Origin of the sequence: Geitlerinema sp. PCC 7407, from assembly GCF_000317045.1 — a bacterium.
Taxonomy (GTDB): Bacteria; Cyanobacteriota; Cyanobacteriia; order PCC-7407; family PCC-7407; genus PCC-7407.
On record NC_019703.1, the window covers coordinates 815,004 to 835,090 of the forward strand.

21 protein-coding genes are annotated in these 20,087 nt (G+C 59.1%); 15 read left to right on the top strand and 6 right to left on the bottom strand.

The annotated features are described in order from the left end of the window. Window positions 1-41: 41 nt before the first annotated feature. The 3 genes from GEI7407_RS03450 (at window position 42) to GEI7407_RS03460 (ending at window position 2,816) form a co-directional block, all read left to right on the top strand. On the top strand, window positions 42-641 hold the full coding sequence (locus GEI7407_RS03450; protein WP_015170737.1) for a DUF4129 domain-containing protein: 600 nt from the start codon (window positions 42-44) through the stop codon (window positions 639-641). Continuing rightward, window positions 638-1,801: a DUF4350 domain-containing protein gene (locus tag GEI7407_RS03455; RefSeq protein WP_015170738.1), complete on the top strand. Its 1,164-nt coding sequence runs from the start codon at window positions 638-640 to the stop codon at window positions 1,799-1,801. Before GEI7407_RS03450 ends, GEI7407_RS03455 begins: the two co-directional genes overlap by 4 nt. A 64-nt stretch (window positions 1,802-1,865) precedes the next feature. After that, on the top strand, window positions 1,866-2,816 hold the full coding sequence (locus GEI7407_RS03460; RefSeq protein ID WP_015170739.1) for a MoxR family ATPase: 951 nt from the start codon (window positions 1,866-1,868) through the stop codon (window positions 2,814-2,816). Here GEI7407_RS03460 and GEI7407_RS03465 read toward each other — a convergent pair. Continuing rightward, the gene (locus GEI7407_RS03465; protein WP_015170740.1) at window positions 2,813-3,757 is read right to left on the bottom strand and encodes a YihY/virulence factor BrkB family protein; all 945 of its coding nucleotides are present in this window, start codon (window positions 3,755-3,757) and stop codon (window positions 2,813-2,815) included. The two genes, GEI7407_RS03460 and GEI7407_RS03465, sit on opposite strands and share 4 nt — an antisense overlap. Before the next feature lie 377 nt (window positions 3,758-4,134). Between GEI7407_RS03465 and GEI7407_RS03470 the strand changes: the two genes are divergently transcribed. After that, entirely contained in the window at window positions 4,135-6,165 is a 2,031-nt protein-coding gene (locus GEI7407_RS03470; protein ID WP_015170741.1) for a DNA polymerase III subunit gamma/tau, read from the top strand. A gap of 17 nt (window positions 6,166-6,182) precedes the next feature. On the opposite strand, the gene GEI7407_RS03475 is transcribed toward GEI7407_RS03470, so the two are convergent. Next, the gene (locus tag GEI7407_RS03475; RefSeq protein ID WP_015170742.1) at window positions 6,183-7,625 is read right to left on the bottom strand and encodes a glycosyltransferase family 2 protein; all 1,443 of its coding nucleotides are present in this window, start codon (window positions 7,623-7,625) and stop codon (window positions 6,183-6,185) included. Beyond that, window positions 7,579-8,553 carry a radical SAM protein gene (locus GEI7407_RS03480; protein WP_015170743.1) on the bottom strand — a complete coding sequence of 325 codons (975 nt, stop codon included), beginning with the start codon at window positions 8,551-8,553 and terminating at the stop codon, window positions 7,579-7,581. The genes GEI7407_RS03475 and GEI7407_RS03480 overlap by 47 nt, the downstream gene beginning before the upstream one ends. 358 nt (window positions 8,554-8,911) lie before the next feature. On the opposite strand from GEI7407_RS03480, the gene ebsA reads away from it, so the two are divergent. From ebsA to GEI7407_RS03505, 6 genes are all read left to right on the top strand, one after another. Continuing rightward, window positions 8,912-9,286: a type IV pilus biogenesis protein EbsA gene (gene ebsA, locus GEI7407_RS03485; RefSeq protein ID WP_015170744.1), complete on the top strand. Its 375-nt coding sequence runs from the start codon at window positions 8,912-8,914 to the stop codon at window positions 9,284-9,286. Window positions 9,287-9,301: 15 nt separating this feature from the next. After that, window positions 9,302-9,436, top strand: coding sequence for a hypothetical protein (locus tag GEI7407_RS21765; protein WP_255347604.1), 135 nt, complete (start codon window positions 9,302-9,304; stop codon window positions 9,434-9,436). Window positions 9,437-9,577: 141 nt separating this feature from the next. Then, the gene (locus GEI7407_RS03490; protein WP_015170745.1) at window positions 9,578-10,675 is read left to right on the top strand and encodes a phosphotransacetylase family protein; all 1,098 of its coding nucleotides are present in this window, start codon (window positions 9,578-9,580) and stop codon (window positions 10,673-10,675) included. A 117-nt stretch (window positions 10,676-10,792) separates the two neighbouring features. Continuing rightward, the gene (locus tag GEI7407_RS03495; protein ID WP_015170746.1) at window positions 10,793-11,296 is read left to right on the top strand and encodes a hypothetical protein; all 504 of its coding nucleotides are present in this window, start codon (window positions 10,793-10,795) and stop codon (window positions 11,294-11,296) included. A gap of 48 nt (window positions 11,297-11,344) precedes the next feature. After that, window positions 11,345-11,767, top strand: coding sequence for an MAPEG family protein (locus GEI7407_RS03500; protein ID WP_015170747.1), 423 nt, complete (start codon window positions 11,345-11,347; stop codon window positions 11,765-11,767). Between the two features lie 126 nt (window positions 11,768-11,893). Then, the gene (locus GEI7407_RS03505; protein ID WP_015170748.1) at window positions 11,894-12,385 is read left to right on the top strand and encodes a YajQ family cyclic di-GMP-binding protein; all 492 of its coding nucleotides are present in this window, start codon (window positions 11,894-11,896) and stop codon (window positions 12,383-12,385) included. Here the strand turns inward: GEI7407_RS03505 and GEI7407_RS03510 are convergent. Then, on the bottom strand, window positions 12,382-12,570 hold the full coding sequence (locus tag GEI7407_RS03510) for a CPXCG motif-containing cysteine-rich protein (protein WP_015170749.1): 189 nt from the start codon (window positions 12,568-12,570) through the stop codon (window positions 12,382-12,384). The two genes, GEI7407_RS03505 and GEI7407_RS03510, sit on opposite strands and share 4 nt — an antisense overlap. Window positions 12,571-12,612: 42 nt before the next feature. Continuing rightward, window positions 12,613-14,256, bottom strand: a complete 1,644-nt coding sequence (locus GEI7407_RS03515; RefSeq protein ID WP_015170750.1) for a radical SAM protein — start codon at window positions 14,254-14,256, stop codon at window positions 12,613-12,615. A 576-nt stretch (window positions 14,257-14,832) separates the two neighbouring features. Between GEI7407_RS03515 and GEI7407_RS03520 the strand changes: the two genes are divergently transcribed. Next, on the top strand, window positions 14,833-15,855 hold the full coding sequence (locus GEI7407_RS03520) for a tetratricopeptide repeat protein (protein ID WP_190274169.1): 1,023 nt from the start codon (window positions 14,833-14,835) through the stop codon (window positions 15,853-15,855). Between the two features lie 221 nt (window positions 15,856-16,076). Here the strand turns inward: GEI7407_RS03520 and GEI7407_RS20925 are convergent, their stop codons facing one another. Continuing rightward, entirely contained in the window at window positions 16,077-16,313 is a 237-nt protein-coding gene (locus GEI7407_RS20925; protein WP_150109718.1) for a hypothetical protein, read from the bottom strand. 275 nt (window positions 16,314-16,588) lie between these two features. Here GEI7407_RS20925 and bchL point away from each other — a divergent pair, with 275 nt between their 5' ends. From bchL to GEI7407_RS03545, 4 genes are all read left to right on the top strand, one after another. Continuing rightward, the gene (bchL, locus tag GEI7407_RS03530; protein WP_015170753.1) at window positions 16,589-17,455 is read left to right on the top strand and encodes a ferredoxin:protochlorophyllide reductase (ATP-dependent) iron-sulfur ATP-binding protein; all 867 of its coding nucleotides are present in this window, start codon (window positions 16,589-16,591) and stop codon (window positions 17,453-17,455) included. A gap of 126 nt (window positions 17,456-17,581) precedes the next feature. Beyond that, window positions 17,582-17,941: a DUF5331 domain-containing protein gene (locus GEI7407_RS03535; protein WP_015170754.1), complete on the top strand. Its 360-nt coding sequence runs from the start codon at window positions 17,582-17,584 to the stop codon at window positions 17,939-17,941. Window positions 17,942-18,005: 64 nt separating this feature from the next. Next, a complete protein-coding gene (locus GEI7407_RS21290; RefSeq protein WP_015170755.1) occupies window positions 18,006-18,506 on the top strand; it encodes a DUF5331 domain-containing protein in 501 nt (166 codons plus the stop codon). 15 nt (window positions 18,507-18,521) lie between these two features. Further along, window positions 18,522-19,931 carry a ferredoxin:protochlorophyllide reductase (ATP-dependent) subunit N gene (locus GEI7407_RS03545; RefSeq protein WP_015170756.1) on the top strand — a complete coding sequence of 470 codons (1,410 nt, stop codon included), beginning with the start codon at window positions 18,522-18,524 and terminating at the stop codon, window positions 19,929-19,931. Window positions 19,932-20,087: the final 156 nt, after the last annotated feature.

Consider the following 20,087-nt stretch of genomic DNA (forward strand, 5'->3'; position numbering starts at 1 on the left):
GCAGCGACCGCGCGATCGCCACTCTACGGTCAGGAAACCTTATGGAAGGGTCGTTTCAGAGCACCAGCTTTGGCTGGGAAGTTCAGCAGCTGCGCCAGCAGATCTCGGAGTGGTTCTCCTACCAGTTTCAGCGCACTGAGGATAGGACATCCCTGGAAGCTGGGGATTTGCCCAGCATTCCCGACTGGTTTTTCCAGCTGATGTTCTGGCTCTTGATTGGGATCTTGGCGATCCGAGTGGGGCTGTGGTTGGTTCACTGGTCGCCCACGGGATGGCGCTGGATCCGGCAGCGCTGGGCTCTGGCCGTGCCCCAGGTGATCGCGACCGTTGAGCCCCGGGTCTCGGCGGCAACCTGGCTCAGCCGCGCCCAAGCCTATCAGCAGCAAGGCAACTTCACGGAGGCCAGCCGCGCCCTGTACTTTGCCATGATTCAGCGGCTCCACGAAACCCAGCGGCTGCTTCACCAGCCCAGCCGGACCGACGGGGAATATCGCCAGGCCGTCCAGTCGTTTCCGGGTGCTCCGGCCTACACCACGTTGATCAACACCCATGAGCGCTTGCACTTTGGGGATGGGGCGGTGTCCGAGACGGATTTTGCGCGCTGTCAGCAAGCCTATCGGGAGATTGATCAGACCCCATGAAAGCCTGGAAACGCTGGTTGATTTTGGTGGCGATCGCCCTGGTCCTGCTGACGACCTTTGCAGCTCCCAGCGGCGGACCCGAGACCGTCGGTTCGACCTATGGCCGCACCCCCGCCGGGTACGGCGCGTGGTACGCCTTCATGGAGTCGCGCGGGGCCAAAATAGACCGCTGGCGCCGCCCGGAGTCTGAGCTCTACGAGGCGGATCCCGCCGCCGAAGGCCTGACAGCTCCGATGACGCTGCTCCAGGTGCACAGTACCCTATGGCCTTACCTGGATTCCTACGTCTTCGAGGAGCCGACGAAGGGCGACGACGGCAGGCCCCTCGTGCAGTGGCTGCAACGGGGCAATACGCTGGTGGTCCTGGGAGTAGAAACGCCGATTTCGGGGGCTCCCTTTCGGACCAGCCTGGAAACGGAGGAAGGCCTAGTCAGCTTGGCCGGACGTCGGCGCTACGCGCTGACCCAGGCCGACAAACTGCTCCTGGGCGATCGCTTTGGGGCGGTGGTGTGGGAGCGCTCGATCGGCAAAGGGCGGGTCATCGTCTCGACCGATCCCCATCTGGCCGCCAACGCCTACCAGGATGCGCCGGCCAACTTTGATTTTTTGGCTCGCCTGGTCGGTACGGATCGCCCCGTGCTGGTCGATGAGTACCTCCACGGCTACAAGGACGAGGAAACCCTAAGCCGTGAGGTCGGAGGCAGCTGGGTGGCCTATCTGGGTCAGACGCCTCTGCTGCCGGTGGCGCTCCAGGGCGCGCTGGTGCTGCTCGTGTTTCTCTGGGCCGCGAACCGCCGCTTTGGACCGGCGATCGCCGCCAAATCTCCCCGCGAAGACAACACCCAAGCCTACATTCAGGCCCTAGCGCAGGTGCTGCACAAGGCTGGCTGTAGCGAGTTTGTGATGAACTTGATTCAGCGGGAGGAGCAGCGGCGGCTCCAGGTGGCGCTGGGCCTGGGCCCTGTCCCCCTCGATCCCCGGACCCTAGAGCAGGCCTGGGTCCAAAAAACAGGGCGATCGGCTCAGGAGCTGCGAGACTTGCTGCCAGGGCGATCGCCCCGACGATTGCGCGAGCAGGACTTGCTAATCTGGTTGGACAAATGGCAGACTCTGCGCCAGACCCTAAAAACCCTGGGCGATCGCTCCCCAGCCCCGCGCTAAGCCGGTGCTGCTGGCCCCGTCGGGCTTCCCGTTGTCCCGCTCACCCTCTCTCCCACATGCTTGTATGACCGAGACGCTCGCGGTTCTGACTCGCCTTGGCCAAACCCTCAACCAGGTGGTGGTAGGTCAACCCACCGTTGTTCAACAGCTGCTGATCGCCCTTTTGGCCGGTGGCCACGTGATTTTAGAAGGGGTCCCTGGTACAGGCAAAACCCTCCTGGTGCGGACCTTGGCCCAGCTGCTGTCTGCGGACTTTCGCCGCATTCAGCTGACTCCTGACGTGCTGCCCTCCGACATTCTGGGCACGAATATCTTTGATCTCAACAGCCGCAGCTTCACTCTCAAGCAAGGCCCGATTTTCACCGAGGTTCTGCTGGCGGACGAAATTAACCGCACTCCGCCCAAGACCCAGTCAGCCCTTCTCGAGGCCATGGAGGAGCAGCAGGTGACCCTAGACGGCAAAAGCCTGCCGCTGCCGGATCTGTTTTGGGTGATCGCCACTCAGAACCCGCTGGAATTCGAGGGAACCTATCCCTTGCCGGAGGCCCAGCTCGATCGATTTCTCTTCAAGCTGGAGGTCGGCTATCCCGATCGGGCAGCCGAGAAGCAAATGCTGCTCAACCGACAGAAGGGATTTTCGGCGCGCCGAGCAGACTTGGCCCGCCTCAAGCCGATCGCCAGCGTCGAGCAGGTCTTGGCGGCCCGCAAAGCCGTGCGAACCATCAAGATCGAAGAGCCCGTGCTGGACTATCTGCTGGCCCTCGTGGAGCGGACCCGTCAGCACACCGACCTCGCCCTGGGGGCGTCGCCGCGCTCTGCTGGAGCCTGGATGCAAACGGCCCAGGCCCAGGCGTGGCTAGAAGGCCGAGACTTTGTGACGCCCGATGACATCAAAGCGGTGGCGCCGCCGCTACTGCGCCACCGGCTGATTTTGACCCCCGAGGCGCAGCTAGACGGCATCAAATCGGACCAGGCGATCGCCACGATTCTGAGTCAGGTGCCTGTGCCCCGCTAGGGCTCACGCATCGGGCGATCGCCCGGGGTTGTTTCAGCAGACTCTTCTTCGGCCAGCGCCAAAGCCCGCGATCGCTGCTGAAACATCACTTCTCCCACCGTCACGTTCACCTGGTTGCCCAGCAGCATGATCAGCGACGTCAGATACAGCCACAGCAGCAGGACAATCACGGCGCCCACCGCTCCATAGGCTTTGTTGTAGTTGCCAAAATGGGAGACGTAGAGCCGAAACAGTCCCGAAATCAAGGCCCAAGACACCGCCGCCATCAGGGCTCCCGGCAAAATCGGCGTGCCGCGCCGCCACCGGCTCGGCCCAAAGCGATAGATAAAGGCCGAAGCCGCCACCACAATGCCCAGCGCAACAGGCCAGCTCAGCAGACGCCACAGACCCAGCACCCCCGACTCCAGCGCGCCGCTCTGGCCCGCCGCAAAGCGCACCAGCCAGTCGCTGATAAACACCAAGAAGGATGCTACAAAAAGTAGTACAATAGTACCTAACGTTAACACAATAGAAATCAGCTTTGCTTTCCAGAAAGGCCGGCGCTTCTCATTGGGAATGCGGCCAATTTCGTCGAGGGCGGTCATGGCTGCGCTGACGGCTCCAGAGGCGGCCCAAATCGCGGCAATGAAGCTCAGGGAAAACAGGCCCTGGTTTCGGCTCAGGCTGATCTCGTCGGCAAAGTTGCGAATCAGAGACAGGGCGTCGGGCGGAGCGACCTCGCTGAGACGGCTGGCTAAGCCCTGGAAGGTCGTCCGCGAGAAATCAAATAATCCAATGGCGGTCAAGACTGCCAAGATGCCGGGAAAAAGCGCCAGCATGGTGTTGTAGGCCATTTCAGCCGCGAGGCCAGGGAGACGCTCCTGATTCATCCGCTCAATGATTTGCTTGAGGGTATTCAGGGTCAGATACCGAAAAAAACGAAAAAAGCGAGCAGAGAACATGGGTGTTTGGGATGACAGGAAGCGGCTGAAGCTGGGGTGGGCTGTGTTGGGTGGATGGGGAAAGCTGCCTATGGGCGATCGCTGGCTTGCTGCGGCTTGCAAACAATGCTAAGCCTAACCCGCTCGGGGTCGCCTCAGGCCGCTCAGTTGATTTCCGGGTCTCTGTCGCTGGTCCAAAGGCGATCGGCTGCCGTGAGGCGGTGGTGCTGCGCTGCTTCAGCCTGTGGACACCCAAGGCTCAAGAAGAAGAGCCAGTACAGCCTGCCTGAGATTCCTGAGCGTCGAAGCTGAGTCCCCAAAGACTTGTAAGATCAAAATCCCGCACGCCTGATATTGTCTCTGGCCTCTGGTTGACTGCCAGAGTAAAGCGAATTCCCATGGCCTATGAACCGCTGCACCACAAATATCGCCCCCAAACCTTTCGGGGTCTGGTGGGGCAGGATGCGATCGCGACGACCTTGGGCAATGCGATTCGCCAGCGGCGGATTGCGCCAGCGTATTTGTTTTCGGGGCCTCGGGGAACGGGCAAGACCTCTAGTGCCCGCATTCTGGCAAAATCTCTGAACTGCATCAAGGGTGATCTGCCGACGGAGGATCCCTGTGGCGTGTGTGAGGTGTGTCGCGCGATCGCCCAGGGCAGCGCCATGGACGTGATCGAAATCGACGCGGCCAGCAATACAGGGGTTGACAATATTCGAGAAATCATTGAGCGGGCCCAGTTTGCGCCGGTCCAGTGCCGCTACAAGGTCTATGTGATCGACGAGTGCCACATGCTCAGCACGGCGGCGTTTAACGCGCTGCTCAAGACTTTGGAGGAGCCGCCAGCTCACGTCGTCTTTGTGCTGGCGACGACCGATCCCCAGCGAGTCCTGCCGACGATTATTTCGCGCTGTCAGCGGTTTGATTTTCGCCGCATTCCGCTGGAGGCCATGGTCGGCCATTTGATGGCGATCGCCGAAAAAGAATCTATAGACGTGACCGAAGAGGCGGTGCGTTTGGTAGCCCAGGTTTCCCAAGGGGGACTGCGGGACGCTGAGAGTCTGCTCGATCAGCTCAGCCTGCTCGATGGGCAGGTCACAGTGGATCGGGTGTGGGATCTGGTGGGGGCGGTGCCCGAGCGGGATTTGCTGGCCCTGGCCGAGGCGATCGCCGCTGATGACGCCACCCGCGTCCTGGATGACGCCCGGCACCTGATGGACCGGGGCCGGGAGCCCCTGATCGTGCTGCAAAACCTAGCCAGCTTCTACCGCGATCTGCTAATTGCCAAGACCGCGCCCGATCGCCCGGATCTGGTGGCTCTGACGCCGCCCACGTGGCAGCGCCTCTGCGCCTTTGTCCAGTCCCTCGACCTCGGCGTGATTTTGCGGGCTCAGCAGCATCTGCGCGCCAGCGAAGGCCAGGTCAAAAATACGACTCAACCCCGCCTGTGGCTAGAAGTCACCCTGCTGGGGCTGCTGCCCTCTGCGCTGAGCGCGGCTCCAGTCCCGGCCACTGGGGCTCCGGGCGCTGCCCAGACTCTGCGCCCGATCGCGGCACCTGCGCCGATTCCAGCTCCTGTGACGGCACCGGTTGGGGCGCCAATTTCTGCCCCCGCCCCGACGACAGATGCGGTTTCGCGCTCGGAACCGGCCCCCACGCCAGCTTCTGCTGCGGCCCCAGCCCCAGAGCCGAGCCCAGAGCCCGCAGTTGCTGCGGCTCCCCGCGATCGCCCCGAAGCAGCTCCGATGTCAGACCCGATCGCCGATCTCGGGGTCGATCTGGGCCAGATCTGGCAGCAAATCATTACAAATCTCCAGCCTCGCGGCACCCAAGAACTGCTGCGCCAGCAGTGCCGCCTGGTCTTTTTCCAAAATGACGAAGCGCGCTTGGGCGTCAGCTCGCAGCCCCTGTTTCGCATGGTGCAGGAGCGCTTGCCCAACGTGGAAGAAGCCTTCTTGCGCGTGTTTGATCGCAAGGTGCGAGTGAGCCTAGAAGTTCGGGTGGCTCAGAAAGCTGGGCCTCCGGCTGCCGCGCCGCCTGGTCAGCGGCGATCGCCCGATCCGGCCCCCGTTGCGGCGCGATCGGCTCCGCCATCGCCGTCAGTCGTCCCTACACCGCCTCCCGAGGAGCGCCCCGCCCCGCCGCCCCTGCCCCCGCGACCGGAGCTGAGCGAAACCCTGGCCCAGGCACCTCCCGAGGCGCGATCGCCTGATCCCGAGCCCGCCCCGGCTGCCGCGCTGCAAAACGGGTGGCAAGAAGAAGACCCTGTGACCCGGGCCGCCAAGAGTTTGGCCCAGTTCTTCAAGGGAGAAGTGGTTTTGGACGACGGGGAAGAGGACTTCTCGCCCAGCGGATTGGCGGCGCAGCCAGCAGAAATCGGGGAGATGGCGACTCTCCCCGAAGAGGACGAAGACGAACTGCCTTTCTAGGCGCTCGAGCTGGCGCGCTAGGAAACGCCCCCAGGCGCATCGGCCCATTCTTCTTGAGCGCCGTAGTGGACTGTTTTGACCCATTTGAGACGCTTGGGCCGGATAGACATGCGCACGGTCGTGCTGCCAATCACCACGAGCCAGTGGAACATGTACACCGTACCGAGCAGCGTCTGTCCAGCGGCCCTGAGGCGCGATCGCCACAGAGGAGAGATCGACGCCTGCTGACGCTGAATTCGCCGCAGGCCTACGTACATGCCCATCAGCGACAGCCCCACGGTCATCCCGGTCAGAGGCGCCAGCACAGGACTGGTGTGGCGGGCGATCGCCAACGTCAAATCCGGCAGCGCCGCCGTTGGCAAGATGTACTGGATCAGCCAGAACATCAGCAAATCCAGCGTTTTGTTAAAGCCCAGTCGGTTCCAGACCAGCGGTCGCCAGTAGTCCAGATAGCGCTGATAGCCGCCCTCTGCCCACCGGTTGCGCTGATGCCAGAGAGCCACGGGACCGGTTACGCCTTCCTCTTCCACCGCTGGATAGCTCAAGGACTCGAGATCCCAGCTCTCCAGGTGCAGTCGCACCGTCAAATCGAGGTCATCTGTGATGGTCTCTTCATTGAAGCCGCCGCAGCTTTGGAGGGCTTGGCGGCGAATAAACTGGCCGTTGCCCCGCAGCTCACCGATGCCGCCCAGGGCAATGCGCTGTTGCTGAAAGAAGGTGTCCAGGGCCATCTCTGCGGCTTGACCCCGCGTCCAAAAATTGGCCGTGGCGTTGGCGATCGCCTTGCGCACTTGCACCGCTCCCACCTTCGGCCGCTCAAACATCGGCAACACCCGGCGCAGCAAATCCTTCGGCACCTGAGCATCCGCGTCAAAGACCGCCACCACGTCGCCCCGCGTCTGGGGCCAGGCCTGATTGAGCGCCCCAGACTTGCCGCCGCTCGCCTCCGCCCCCCGGTGAATCACCTTGAGCTGAGGATGGGACCGAGCAAGCTCGTCTAGCAGCGCACCTGTGCGATCGGCGCTGTTGTCATTGATCACCCAGAGGTCGTAGCGCGATGCCGGATAGTCCAGGCTGCACAAGTGACGGACGAGTCGGGTCACCACGCCTTCCTCGTTCTTGGCCGCCACCAGCAGCGAAACGTAGGGCAAAGACTCGGGTTTGATCTGGGCCGACAGCGGCTCCGGCAAAGCGCCGGGCCGAGCTGCCAGGACCCGCAGCGCGTGGATCCCCGTCACCAGGGTCAGCCCCCACACCACCCAAGATCCCCAAGACAGCCAGTGGAGCGCCACCGTGATGCTCCACACCACCGCCAGGGTCACCGCCGCCTTGCGACGACGCCCTGCGGAGCTGGGGTTGTAGTTTCCCTCAAAGTCTTCGGGAGACCAGTCTGTAAAAAGCGTATTGACCGAATTAAGCTCGCTGGAGGAACCGTTTTCTGGCCAGGAATTCTCCGGCATAGGTTACTTGATTAAGCCACCAATATTTGTCAAATCCTTTGAAGAAGCTGGGAATGAGGTAGCACCAAACGGTACAACCCTCACAGACAGGAAGCGTGCCTTGGGTTTGACGAAATTCTTCCACTTGTTCAGATTGCTTGTACAGCTCATACAGGCGTCCTTCGATGGGGACCGCTTGCTGAGAAAAGTGGTAGCACGGCAGCAGAATCTCGTTGTTAGGCGAGATGGCAATTACCGCGTCAACTGCTTTGCAGCGGGGATTCTTGACGTCGTTACCGCCAGCTTCGATAAAGGCTAATGCAGCCTTATTGTATCCAAGATTGTCGTATTTCTTTGCAGCAGCTTCGATCGCCCGCACCATGTCGGGGGTAGGGTTTTTCTTATTGTTGTAGTTGCTATGGGCTGTGAAGGCAGGGTTGAGCCAGATGCGCGCTCCCAAACGCTGACCGAGTTCTGCGACTTCGCCAATCCGCTCATAGTTTTGGGCGGTGACGGTGTGGTTGAGAACGGGATATTCACCCAGGTGTTTGGCGATGCGGACGGACTCGACTAGGGTGTCAAAGATTTTGACGCCGCGGGACTGATCGTGGGTTTCGGCGTCGCCGCCATCGAGGGAGAAGTTGAGGAAGTCAACGAGGCCCTGAATTTCTTTGGCGCGCTTGGGATAAAGAATGGTGTTGGTGGTCATGCTGGTCACGAAGCCCAGCTTTTTGGCCTCTGTGTAGATCTGAGGCACGTCCTCTCGCAGGAGGGGTTCGCCTCCGGTAAAGTCGATATATTTGACCCCTAGGCGCTTGAGATCGCGCAGGTTTTCTTGGATGTTTTCAAAGGTTGCTTCTTTTCCGGGTTCGATGGACCAGATATCACAGAAGTGACACCGAGCGTTGCAGCGGTAGGTCAGATAGTAGTTCGCAACCAGGGGAGGCATGGTCTTCTCGGATAGGGTCTTCCATTCAGAATAGGGAATTTTGACTCAAAATCAACTGAAGATGTGAGAGCGATCGCTCTTTGGAAGGCTTGCTGGGTGACAATCGAGGGTGGACGAAATTGATCGCTTTTTTTCGGCAGATCTCTCTGTAGTGCTGTTATTGCAGCGGATCTTCGAGGGAATACTACCGCTAGCAGAGTTGTTCTACGGGCTCCCGTGGAGTCTAGGTCAATCCTCAAGGATAGGAACGGCGTATGATTGCAGGGGCAACGCAGCCATCCTGGTGGGATGGCGCTCCTCACCATCCCGTCTTGTCCCATCATCTGCCGATTCTGAGGACTCGTAAGGAAACAGAAGCATGTCTCTTGACCAACTTCAGCCTGCCGAAAGCGGGAAAGTTAACGTTTACATGCCCTACTACAACGGCGCGAAGCGCAACATGCTGCCGTTGGCGATCAGTCTTTATCAGCAGGGCTCTTTGGAAGGGCAGCGCAAGATTGAAGGTGGCAGCAGTATTCCCTTTGTAGCGACGTGGTTTGTGTCGACGCTGCCGGCGGATCTAACGCGGTGTCGTTTGCAGTTCGACGGCAATGTGGAGCTGAGCTACGAGATTATGATGGCGAATTTTGAGTTCATCGACTATCTCATTGATGTTTTGATGAGCTATCGCCGTACTCACAGCGCTGACTTTTCTCAAGGGTTCTATCGTAAGCTGCTGCATCTCGATGAGTAGGGTCGCAGCGGGTTTGTGGGCGCTGAAGTGAGCGGCATTTTGGGGCGATCGCGTTTTTCGAGAACCGAGGTGACACCAGCCTTTGAAGGGCTGGGTGCGCCTTGGGGATGGAGAGGGCGATCGCTTTTGTGTGGGGGCGTGGATGCCTGAGGGGCGATCGCTGCGCTCCCCCTGCTTCGGCGCAATGGTTTGTTGGGCAAAGAGTGTGTCAGTCTATGATAGAAAGCTAAGAAAGCTAAACCAAACGCCAATCAGCGTAAAGTCCAATCGCGTACGAGCAGGAGTAGGGGCGTGCCAGAGTCCAATCAATATTTACTCGTAGGATCGACCGAAGCCTATAGCGGTAAGTCGGCCATGATCCTTGGCATTGCAAACCAGTTGCGGACGTGCGGGTTGGAAATCGCCTACGGCAAGCCGATTGGGACGTGCTTTGCAGAGGCAGCCGATAGCAAGGGCGCGCTCGTGGATGAGGATGTGCTGTTTGTTGCCGAGACGCTGGAGCTGAGCCCCGATCGCCTGCGGCCAACGCTGCTGCCCCTCGATACGGCAGCTCTGGAGCGGCGGATCGGCGGTGAAGATACGACGCTGTATTCTGAAAAGCTGGCGCAGTCGTTCCAGGCTCAGGGTGAGGACTTGGTGCTGCTGGAGGGGCCGGGTACCCTCGATGAAGGCCGCCTTTTTGAGCTGTCGCTGCCCCAGATGGCAGAGACGATGAATGCGCCAGTGCTGCTGGTGGCTCGCTTTATTTTGGCGTCGACGGTGGACACGCTGATGGCGGCGCGGGAGCGTCTGGGCGATCGCCTGCTGGGAGTGCTGCTCAACGATGTGCCCCGCGATCAGCTGGAGTTTGTGCAGTCTTCGGTGTGCCCGTTCCTCGAGGCGCGAGGGATTCCGGTGTTTGGGACGTTCCCCCGCAGTTCGCTGCTGCGCAGCGTGAGCGTGGCGGAGCTGGTGAAGAAGCTGGATGCAGAGGTGCTGTGTCGGGGCGATCGCCTGGACTTGATGGTCGAGAGTCTGACCATCGGGGCGATGAATGTGAATTCGGCGCTGAAATATTTTCGCAAGGGCCGCAATATGGCGGTGGTGACGGGGGGCGATCGCACGGATATTCAGCTGGCTGCCCTGGAGACGTCCACCCAGTGCCTGATCCTGACGGGCCATCTGCCGCCGGTGCCGATGATTTTGAGCCGAGCAGAAGATCTGGAAATTCCGATCTTGTCGGTGGATCTCGATACCCTCACCACGGTAGAAATTATTGACCAGGCGTTTGGTCAGGTGCGCCTCCAGGAGCCAGCCAAGGTCGAGCACGTGTTTCGCATGATGGGCGAGCATCTCGACTGCGATCGCCTGCTGCAAAACCTGGGTCTGCGAACCAAGGTCGCGCTCTAAAATCGCCCAGATTTTGCTCTACATTGCTCAAAAATCTTCTCTCACCCGACCTCGACGGCAATTGCAATCAGGGTCGGGTTTGCTACAATAGCGAGGTTGTTCAGCGCAGTTTCGGCTTTGAGCCAGTCTATCGACATCCCTAAGGTCGACGAGTTTCTTCAGGAGCTAGCAGCGATTCAGCAGTCTGGTTCTAAGCGAATCGCATTGCTGGGTTCTCGTCACGTCCCCATCACCCACCAGCAGCTCATCGAAATGATGAGCTACGCCCTGGTCCTGTCCGGCAACCGCTTGATCACCTCGGGTGCAACGGGCACCAACTCCGCCGCAATTCGGGGGGCCATGCGAGCTGACCCCAACTTGCTGACGGTGATTTTGCCCCAGAGCCTTGCTCGGCAGCCTCGCGAATCTCGTGAGCAGCTAGAGCAGGTTATGCACTTGGTCGAAAACTCCAGCAATGACAATCTGTCTCTGGCCGAGGCGAGCTCTCTGTGCAACCAGGAGATTGTCTCTCGCTGTCAGCAGCTCATCTGCTTTGCTTTCCACGACAGCACGACGCTGCTCCAAACCTGTCGTCTGGCCGAGGATCAGCGCAAGCTAGTGACGCTGTTCTACTTTGACTGATTTGACTAAGGTCTCTTGGGCGATCGCCTTCTTATCTTTTTGGCGTTTATGAGTTTCTCTGAGATCCCCGTTTCGGCGACGCTGCTAATTGCGATCGCCGGAGCTGCTGCGCTCGTCTACTTCCCGTTTTTGGCAGTGGCGGTGGCCCGCGTGACCGTGGGCTACGACATGTCGGCGCCCCGCGCAATGTTTGACAAGCTGCCGCCCTACGCCCAGCGAGCAACCTGGGCCCACCAAAATTCCTTCGAGTCCTTTGCGCTGTTTGCGGCTGCGGCGCTGGTTGCCTACGTGGCCTCTGTGACATCGCCCCTGGCAGCCCAAGCGGCCTTGGCGTATCTGGCGGCGCGCTTTTTCTACTCGGTCTTTTACATCCTGAATATTCCGCTGCTGCGATCGCTGATGTTTGCCGTTGGCTCTGGGGCGATCGTGACGCTGTTTGGCTTGGCCCTAACAACTTCGCTGCCCCACTAGGCCTTGCCCCGCCGCCATTGCGAGGAGACTCGCTTCCTGGGACAATGACTGCGACGGCCCGTCAGCACAGGGTTTCGCTAGACGAGGCCCTCAGTCTGGGTTTGACGTTCGTTTTTGTCTTTAGCTATGGCTTCTACTTATTCCTTTGATATCGTCAGCGATTTTGACCGTCAGGAGCTAGTCAACGCCATTGACCAGACCACGCGAGAAATTGGGACGCGCTACGACCTCAAAGACACCAAAACCACCCTTGAGCTGGGCGAGGACGAAATCACGGTCAACACTGACAGCGAATTCACCCTCACCGCCGTGCATACGATTTTGCAAACCAAGGCGGCCAAACGGAATTTGGCGCTGAAGATCTTTGACTATGGCAAGGTCGAGTCGGCCAGCGGCAACCGAGTGCGCCAAGTGATCAAGCTCCAGCGTGGTATCAGCCAAGAGATCGCCAAAAAAATCTCCAAGCTGATCCGCGACGAATTTAAGAAAATCCAGGCATCGATCCAGGGAGATGCGGTGCGAGTCAGCGCCAAATCCAAAGACGAGCTGCAGCTGGTGATCCAGCGCCTGAAGCAGGAAGACCTGCCTGTGCCGCTACAGTTCACGAACTACCGCTAGCCTTCGTAGTCGCTGTCGATCTCGATATCCAGCGTGTCTTCGTCGATGCGGATGTAGAGGATATTGGGACGACAGCAGATCTGGCAGTCCTCGACGTAGGACTGCTGGTTGCCAGCGCTCAGGTCGATAAACGTGGTGTTGGGTTCACCACAGTAGGCGCAGAAGAATTCTGCTGTGTTCTGCATAGGGATTGGATTTCGGCGAAAAGATTGGCAAAACGAGAAAAATTAGGGAGCGATCAGACGGCGGGCGTCGTTGCTGGGAAACAGGGCGATCGCGCTCTCGAGGTGCTTGCGCAGGGTCGCGACGGGCAGCGGTCCTTGGAGGTGGCTCCAGGGCAAGACCTGGTCAGTGTCCCAGTCCTCGTGAATATAGAAGGCTAGGTCCGGCAGCTGGCCGCGAAGGGTTTTGGCGGCGCGACGGTAGCTGCCCAGTGTATCGCCAAACTCCCGGGTGAGCACCAGTAGTTTTGCGAGGCGGCGATCGCCCCGGGAAATCAGCGCCTGAATCACAGACCAGTTATAGCTTTCGGGCCGAAAGTCGATGCCGTGGGAGCGCAGCTGCTTTTGCAGGAGCTTGAGGCGTTTCTCGGCCTCGGGATTGACGCCAAACCACTGAAAGGGCGTGTGGGCTTTGGGGACAAAGGTGCTGCATCCCAGGGTGAGGCGCAAACCGGGAGCCGCTTTTTTCAGGCTTTTCATCAGGCTGACGGTGTCCTCGATGTCTTCGAGGGTTTCGCCGGGAATGCCGGCCATACCGTAGAGCTTGAGGGCGCTCAGGCCGCCCGCTTTGGCGTTGATGGCCGCTTGGGCGATCGCCTCTTGGTCCAGCTTTTTGTTAATGATCATCCGCAGGCGCTCAGAACCGCTCTCGATGGCGATCGTAATCGAGCGGCTGTCCCGCTTGACGAGGGTTTCGGCGAGTTTCTGGGTGACGGTGTTGGTGCGCACCGAAGCGATGCTGAGGCGAACGTGGTCGTACTCGGGGCGAGCAATAAAGTCCAGCAGCTCCTCAAACTCGGGGTGCTGGGTGACCGAGGCCCCGAGCAGGCCAATGCGATCGGTGACGGTGAGGCCTTGGGCGATCGCCGGTAGGAGCGCGTCTTCTAGGCTGGCGGTCCGGAAGGGCAAAGTGAGGTAGCTCGCCAGACAAAAGCGACACATCTCGGGGCAGCTCCGCACGACCTCGACCATGTAGATGTTTTCCCAGGCCGATTTTTCGGTGACCACCGTGGATGTGGACAGCACGTTACCCCGGTAGGTTTGCTTCTGCACCGTGGCCGGGATCTCGCTGTCGACGGGCGCGATCGCCTGAATCGGGCCATCCGGCGTTTCGTAGGTGACTTCGTACAGAGCTGGCACATAGACCCCGGGCACCTGGGCCAAGCGCCGCAGCTTGGTTGAGCGGTCTGCGTGACGAATGCCTTTGTAAGCCTCGATGAAGTCCCCTAGCAGGGTTTCGCCGTCCCCTAGCAGCACCACATCAAAGAACTCGGCAAAGGGCTCGGGGTTCGCGGTCAGGACGGGACCCCCACCAAAAATCAGGGGATCGCGATCGCTGCGATCTTTGGCCCAGATGGCAATGCCCAGAGACTCCAGCATCGCCAAGATATTCACGTAGTCCAGCTCCCAGGAGACCGAAAAGCCCAGCAGTTCTGGTTCGCTCGGCAGCGCTTCGGCGCGATCGGTAAACAGCCGACGCACGTCTACATCGGCCCGACTGGCCAGGGTCGCCCACACCACCTGATATCCCAAGCTGGTGATCCCCACGGTGTATTCATTGGGAAACGCAAAGATCGTCGGGATCGCATCGGGCTGGGGCTGCGCAGGATCAAACAGCAGCCGTTCGGCGGCAAACACAGAATCTGTCACGGGGTAAAAACCTGAAATGCTCGATTGGGAAACGGTCGTCAGTGAGGCGAGTCCAGCCCAGGCTGTTTGCAGCGTCAGCCCATGGCTGGAAGCTATCTCGCTAGAGGACAGCGCTACTGCTTCAGGCCCGCCTCAGCGGGCTAGAAGAACCATTTTTTACAAAATTTTAACAACCTTCGCTGAACATTGCGGATTTCTTTGGCAGCGCTAGAAGGAAGGGAGAGAAGCTGCCGTTGTTCATTTCGTCTTGTTTTGGTGACACAACGATAAAAACACGGAATTTTTACGCTGCGTGAAATTACGCTAGTTGAAAACACTGATCAAATAACCGATCAATATCAAATTCTGTCCTGGAAACCTGGGACAATACGGAATCTTTCCCGGGATGCAGAGGGATAGGCTGAGGGTAGCAATTCCCTTGACTGTTCGCCGTCAAGCGCGACTTTGCTCCTTGCAGATGCGCCCCCGAGAAGATGGAGTTCTCTTGTCCTTATGACAGGTACACATCATTCCCCGGTTTCAAAGTTGACCTCCAGTCCAAATGACGGATCTGAGAGTTCATTAATCCGGGAAACCTTGACGAGTCCGATGGAGGCTGAGGAAAGTGGACCCCCGGGGTCGGAGGCGATCGTCACGCCAGAGCCTCACCACAGTGAATCGCCGAGTTGCCGCGCCCAGGCCCATCAACTCCTTCGTCAAGCCCTCGATCAAGGGGAATCTCAGTTTGGGGCGGCGCTGCGCTCCTATGAGGAGGCGCTCCGTCTGTTTCGGCTCTTGCAGGACAAGGCTGGCGAAGCGCTGGCGCTCAAGGGCTTGAGTAATCTGCGCTACAACCTAAAGGACTACGGCGCGGTCATCACGCTGGCGGAGCAGTACCGAGATGCCTGTGTTCAGCTGAGCGATCGCCGGGGTGAGGCGCGAGCGCTGAGTTTGCTGGGCAATGCCTATCGCCACCTGAATGATTTCGGCCGGTCTATCCACTGCCAAAAGCAAAGTCTGACGATCGCGAGTCAGGAGGGCGATCGCCGACTGGAAGCGGCGGCGCTGAATAATTTGGGCCTGGTCTACAAGGCGCTGGCTGATTTGGACCAGGCCATTGCCTACCAGCAGCAAAGTTTGGTGCTGGCCCAGGAGCTGGGCGATCGCGAAGTAGAAAGCCAGGTTCTGCGCAACTTGAGTAATGCCTTTCATGCCCTGGGCGACTACGACAAAACCGTTGATTATCAGGAGCAGCGACTGGCGATCGCCCGAGAGATTGGCAACTCCGCCCTGACCCTGCAAATCCTGCGCAATCTCGAAACGGCCTGCTATACCTTGGGCGACTACCCTAAAGCGGTGTTCTACGCCCAGCAGCGGTGCGACATTGCCCACCAGATTCAGGATCTGCGGGCCGAAGAGCAGGCCCTGGGCAGCCTGGGGATTGCCTACGATGCCCAAGAAAACTATGCCAAGGCGGTGGAGTGCTACGAGCGGCGACTGGCGATCGCCCGCCAGCTCAAGGACACCCGCGTCGAGCGCCAGACCCTCAGCAGTCTGCGTATTGCCTGCTTCGCGATCGGCGACTATGCCAAAGCAACGGAGTATGAGCAGCAGCTCTAGAGGACTGATGCTGCGTGACTGGCGCGTCAAAACGGCGATCGCCCCCGGCCAAGGGTGAAACCGCTGAGTCAAAGTACTTAGCGATCGCCCCAAAAATCGCCCCGATCGGGCCTCTAGCCAAAAAATTGATCATTTTTAACAAAGCGCTTGTTTTTGCGGCTCAGGTCTAGCGCGGGTTGGGGATCGCAGACAAAACGCGATCGCTGTGAATCGGCTTAGGTTCAGCGCGATCCCCAGATTTCGTTCTGAAAGCCTCTCTCCGTCAGGCTTTCAGTGCGCGATCGCCTTTTCAGCAAAATTCGTCCTCCGCATTTATGCTCAGGCTCGCTGGCAATGTCCCGGCGAAATTTTGCTTTTTTGTTTTTTGTACTGACTTTTATAAAAAACAAGGCTAAAAACTCAATTAAATTGTTTTTTGAGCTTTCAAAGACTTTGAGCTCTTCAAAAACTGATTGCACTGTTTTTCTAAGCGCTAAAAGTGCTGTTTACTATCCTGTTTCGCTTCCAGCGGCTTTCACTCTGACCCGGAGTTGCACAATAATGACTCTCAACCGCCCCTCGAGGTCGGCCGCAATTGCTCAGTCACCCCCAGCGTCCCCACCCCCTCAAGGGCGATCGCGCGCCGGATTTCACCCTTCACATCAGCAGCAATTGCTCCCCTCGACCCCACCACAGCGACTTCCCATCTCACCCGAATTTGGCAGTCGAGATCGATTTTTAGGAGAGGAAACACGTGAAACTAGCAGTCTACGGAAAAGGCGGAATTGGTAAGTCAACCACCAGCTGCAACATCTCCGTGGCCCTCGCCCGCCGCGGCAAGAAAGTCTTGCAAATTGGCTGCGACCCCAAGCATGACAGCACCTTCACCCTCACGGGCTATCTCATTCCCACCATCATCGACACCCTCCAGTCCAAGGACTACCACTACGAAGACGTGTGGCCCGAGGACGTCATCTACAAAGGCTACGGCGGCGTAGACTGCGTCGAGGCGGGTGGTCCGCCGGCGGGAGCGGGTTGCGGTGGCTACGTCGTCGGCGAGACTGTCAAACTGCTCAAAGAGCTCAACGCCTTTGATGAGTACGACGTCATCCTCTTCGACGTGCTGGGAGACGTGGTCTGTGGCGGCTTCGCGGCGCCCCTCAACTACGCCGACTACTGCGTCATCGTCACCGACAACGGCTTCGATGCCCTCTTTGCCGCCAACCGCATCGCCGCCTCGGTGCGCGAAAAAGCCCGCACCCACCCCCTGCGGCTCGCGGGCCTGATCGGCAACCGCACCGCCAAGCGCGATCTGATCGACAAGTACATCGAAGCAGTGCCCATGCCCGTGATGGAAGTGCTGCCGCTGATCGAGGACATCCGGGTTTCGCGGGTCAAAGGCAAAACGGTTTTCCAGATGGCTGACGAAGATCCGTCCATGACCTACATCTGCGACTACTACCTGAGCATTGCCGACCAGCTCCTTTCTCAGCCGGAAGGCGTCGTGCCCAATGATGCGCCCGATCGCGACCTCTTCAGCTTGCTGTCGGACTTCTACCTCAATCCGCCGACCGCTCCCCAAAGAACAGAAGACGAGTCCCTCGACTTGATGATGGTGTAGCCGCCAAAAACTGTCTTTAGTTCTCAGAAGAAGGGCTTGGCAAAATTGCCAGTTATGATGCAGTACGAGATGGGGCTCTAGGCCTCACAAATGTACTCTTCAGCAATCTTGAAGGAAGTCAAACGCATGGCCTTTTTCGAGACCTTTACCGCGTCGCTCCGCCAAAAATGGTTGGACTATTTCCACGCCAATCAGGCTTGGCTGCGACTGCAAATGGATGGCACCTCGGTCCGGACGCCTGACGGGGGCCGCCGCCCTTCTTCTCTGCTCATTTTGGGCGTTGTCAATGCCCTCGAACCCAAACTCAGCAATCTAATGCTGCCCTTCTACAAGCTCAATTCGGATGAAGATGCCCTAGTTGAGGTCCTGGGCCTGAACTTCGATCCGGATATGGAGCTGGCCAAGGATGTCGGATCTCGGCCCGCTGCGGCAGGCTCGAATCTGGAGTCTTCGCGGCTCCTGCCAGACACCTCGGAGGACCTGTAGCTTTGACGGCGATCGCATGTAATCCTAGCTAGCGTCTGAATCCTTTCAATGGCAGAGGCTGTGCGTGAACATCGAAAAGCTGCGTCAATCGCTGAAGGCCGAATGGCTGGGCTACTACAAACGCAATCGTGAGTGGCTAGCCCGCCTGGGAGTTTGGGTCGATTGCGATGGGCAACGTCGCCCGTCTTCGAGCTTTATCTTGGCAACGCTCTCGATTTTGGAGCCCCGCCTGACCAAGCTGTTGCCGCTGGTGGTGGAACTCAACAACCACCCCGATCGCATCGTGGCAGCGCTGGGTCTCAACTTCAACCCGGAGACAGAGCTGGAAGCCTGGGAGGCAGCCCGCTCTGGGAAAGCCGAAGCGCACAAGATGTTGCCGGGGGGAACGCCGAGGAGTCATTTCTCCGCCAGTGCTCCCCCTCAACAGCTCGCCAAGTTAGCCGATGAGGCTTGTCGAGGCAGTCGAGACGATTGGGAAGCGCCCGTAGCTCCGCCTACCAGCGTTTCTCATGGGTCTCTACGACAGCCCCCGCCCCCCGATCAACCACCGACCGCTGCTCATTGAGAGGAGATCGCTACGATGACCCTTGCCAATCCTCAGCCTCAGGCTCTGAATTTTGACTGTGAAACAGGCAACTACCACACCTTTTGCCCCATTAGCTGTGTGGCTTGGCTGTACCAAAAGATCGAAGACAGCTTTTTTCTGGTGATCGGCACCAAGACCTGTGGCTATTTCTTGCAAAATGCCATGGGCGTGATGATTTTTGCTGAGCCTCGCTATGCCATGGCGGAGCTGGAGGAGGGGGACATCTCGGCCCAGCTCAACGACTATGAAGAACTCAAGCGTCTGTGCGCCCAAATTAAGCGCGATCGCAATCCGTCGGTGATCGTCTGGATCGGCACCTGCACCACCGAGATCATCAAGATGGATCTTGAAGGTCTTGCGCCCAAGCTAGAGGCCGAAATCGGCATTCCCATTGTGGTGGCCCGCGCCAATGGCCTGGACTACGCCTTTACCCAAGGGGAAGACACGGTCTTGGCGGCCATGGCGGCCCGCTGCCCCGACAAGATCACGGCTCCCGAAGAAAAAGAGGAGCGCAACCCGATTTCTCGCTTGCTCAACTTTGGTCGCAAGAAGGAAGAGGCGATCGCCGAAAGTGGCGAAGCCGAATCGGTGGACCACCCGCCCCTGGTCCTGTTTGGCTCACTCCCCGATCCCGTGGTCACCCAGCTCACCCTAGAGCTCAAAAAACAAGGCATTCAAGTCTCCGGCTGGCTGCCCGCCAAGCGCTACACCGAGCTGCCCCTGATCGAGGAAGGCTACTACGCCTGCGGCGTCAATCCCTTCCTTTCCCGGACGGCCACAACCCTGATGCGGCGACGCAAGTGCAAGCTGATCGGCGCACCCTTCCCCATCGGGCCGGACGGAACCCGCGCCTGGATCGAAAAAATCTGCTCTGTGTTTGGCATCGAGCCCCAGGGCCTCGAAGAGCGCGAAGCCAAGATTTGGGAGAGCCTAGAGGACTACCTTCAGCTCCTGCGCGGCAAGTCGGTCTTCTTTATGGGAGACAACTTGCTAGAAGTTTCGCTGGCTCGCTTTTTGATTCGCTGTGGCATGACCTGCCACGAAATTGGCATTCCCTACATGGACAAGCGCTACCAGGGAGCAGAGCTGGCTTTGCTAGAGCAGACCTGCCACCAAATGGGGGTGCCGCTGCCCAGGATCGTCGAAAAGCCGGATAACTACAATCAGCTCCAGCGCATCGCGGAACTGTCGCCGGATCTGGTGATCACGGGAATGGCCCACGCCAATCCGCTGGAGGCGCGCGGAGTTACGACCAAGTGGTCGGTGGAATTTACCTTTGCCCAGATTCACGGCTTCGCGAACGCGCGGGACATCCTGGAGCTGGCGACGCGCCCGCTGCGCCGCAACAACAATCTCAAGGAGCTGGGCTGGGAAAAATTGGTGAAGGACGAAGCCAAGGTCTAGCTTTGCTTGGATGCTCGATACTCAAGGGTTAGGCAGGATTTCTTGCCGCCCTTGAGGCGGAAGTATGTATCTCAGCGAACAGTTTTGCGGGGTCGATTGAAGGCAGGTTGATTGAGGTGGGTCATAGCAGGGTTGTCAAGAAGACCGCTATGATTC

Bases quoted from the DNA above. Each gene is read 5' to 3' on its own strand.
- GEI7407_RS03450 (WP_015170737.1), top strand. From the start codon at position 42: ATGGAAGGGTCGTTTCAGAGCACCAGCTTTGGCTGGGAAGTTCAGCAG.
- GEI7407_RS03455 (WP_015170738.1), top strand. From the start codon at position 638: ATGAAAGCCTGGAAACGCTGGTTGATTTTGGTGGCGATCGCCCTGGTC.
- GEI7407_RS03460 (WP_015170739.1), top strand. From the start codon at position 1,866: ATGACCGAGACGCTCGCGGTTCTGACTCGCCTTGGCCAAACCCTCAAC.
- GEI7407_RS03465 (WP_015170740.1), bottom strand. From the start codon at position 3,757: ATGTTCTCTGCTCGCTTTTTTCGTTTTTTTCGGTATCTGACCCTGAAT.
- GEI7407_RS03470 (WP_015170741.1), top strand. From the start codon at position 4,135: ATGGCCTATGAACCGCTGCACCACAAATATCGCCCCCAAACCTTTCGG.
- GEI7407_RS03475 (WP_015170742.1), bottom strand. From the start codon at position 7,625: ATGCCGGAGAATTCCTGGCCAGAAAACGGTTCCTCCAGCGAGCTTAAT.
- GEI7407_RS03480 (WP_015170743.1), bottom strand. From the start codon at position 8,553: ATGCCTCCCCTGGTTGCGAACTACTATCTGACCTACCGCTGCAACGCT.
- ebsA (WP_015170744.1), top strand. From the start codon at position 8,912: ATGTCTCTTGACCAACTTCAGCCTGCCGAAAGCGGGAAAGTTAACGTT.
- GEI7407_RS03500 (WP_015170747.1), top strand. From the start codon at position 11,345: ATGAGTTTCTCTGAGATCCCCGTTTCGGCGACGCTGCTAATTGCGATC.
- GEI7407_RS03505 (WP_015170748.1), top strand. From the start codon at position 11,894: ATGGCTTCTACTTATTCCTTTGATATCGTCAGCGATTTTGACCGTCAG.
- GEI7407_RS03510 (WP_015170749.1), bottom strand. From the start codon at position 12,570: ATGCAGAACACAGCAGAATTCTTCTGCGCCTACTGTGGTGAACCCAAC.
- GEI7407_RS03535 (WP_015170754.1), top strand. From the start codon at position 17,582: ATGGCCTTTTTCGAGACCTTTACCGCGTCGCTCCGCCAAAAATGGTTG.
- GEI7407_RS03545 (WP_015170756.1), top strand. From the start codon at position 18,522: ATGACCCTTGCCAATCCTCAGCCTCAGGCTCTGAATTTTGACTGTGAA.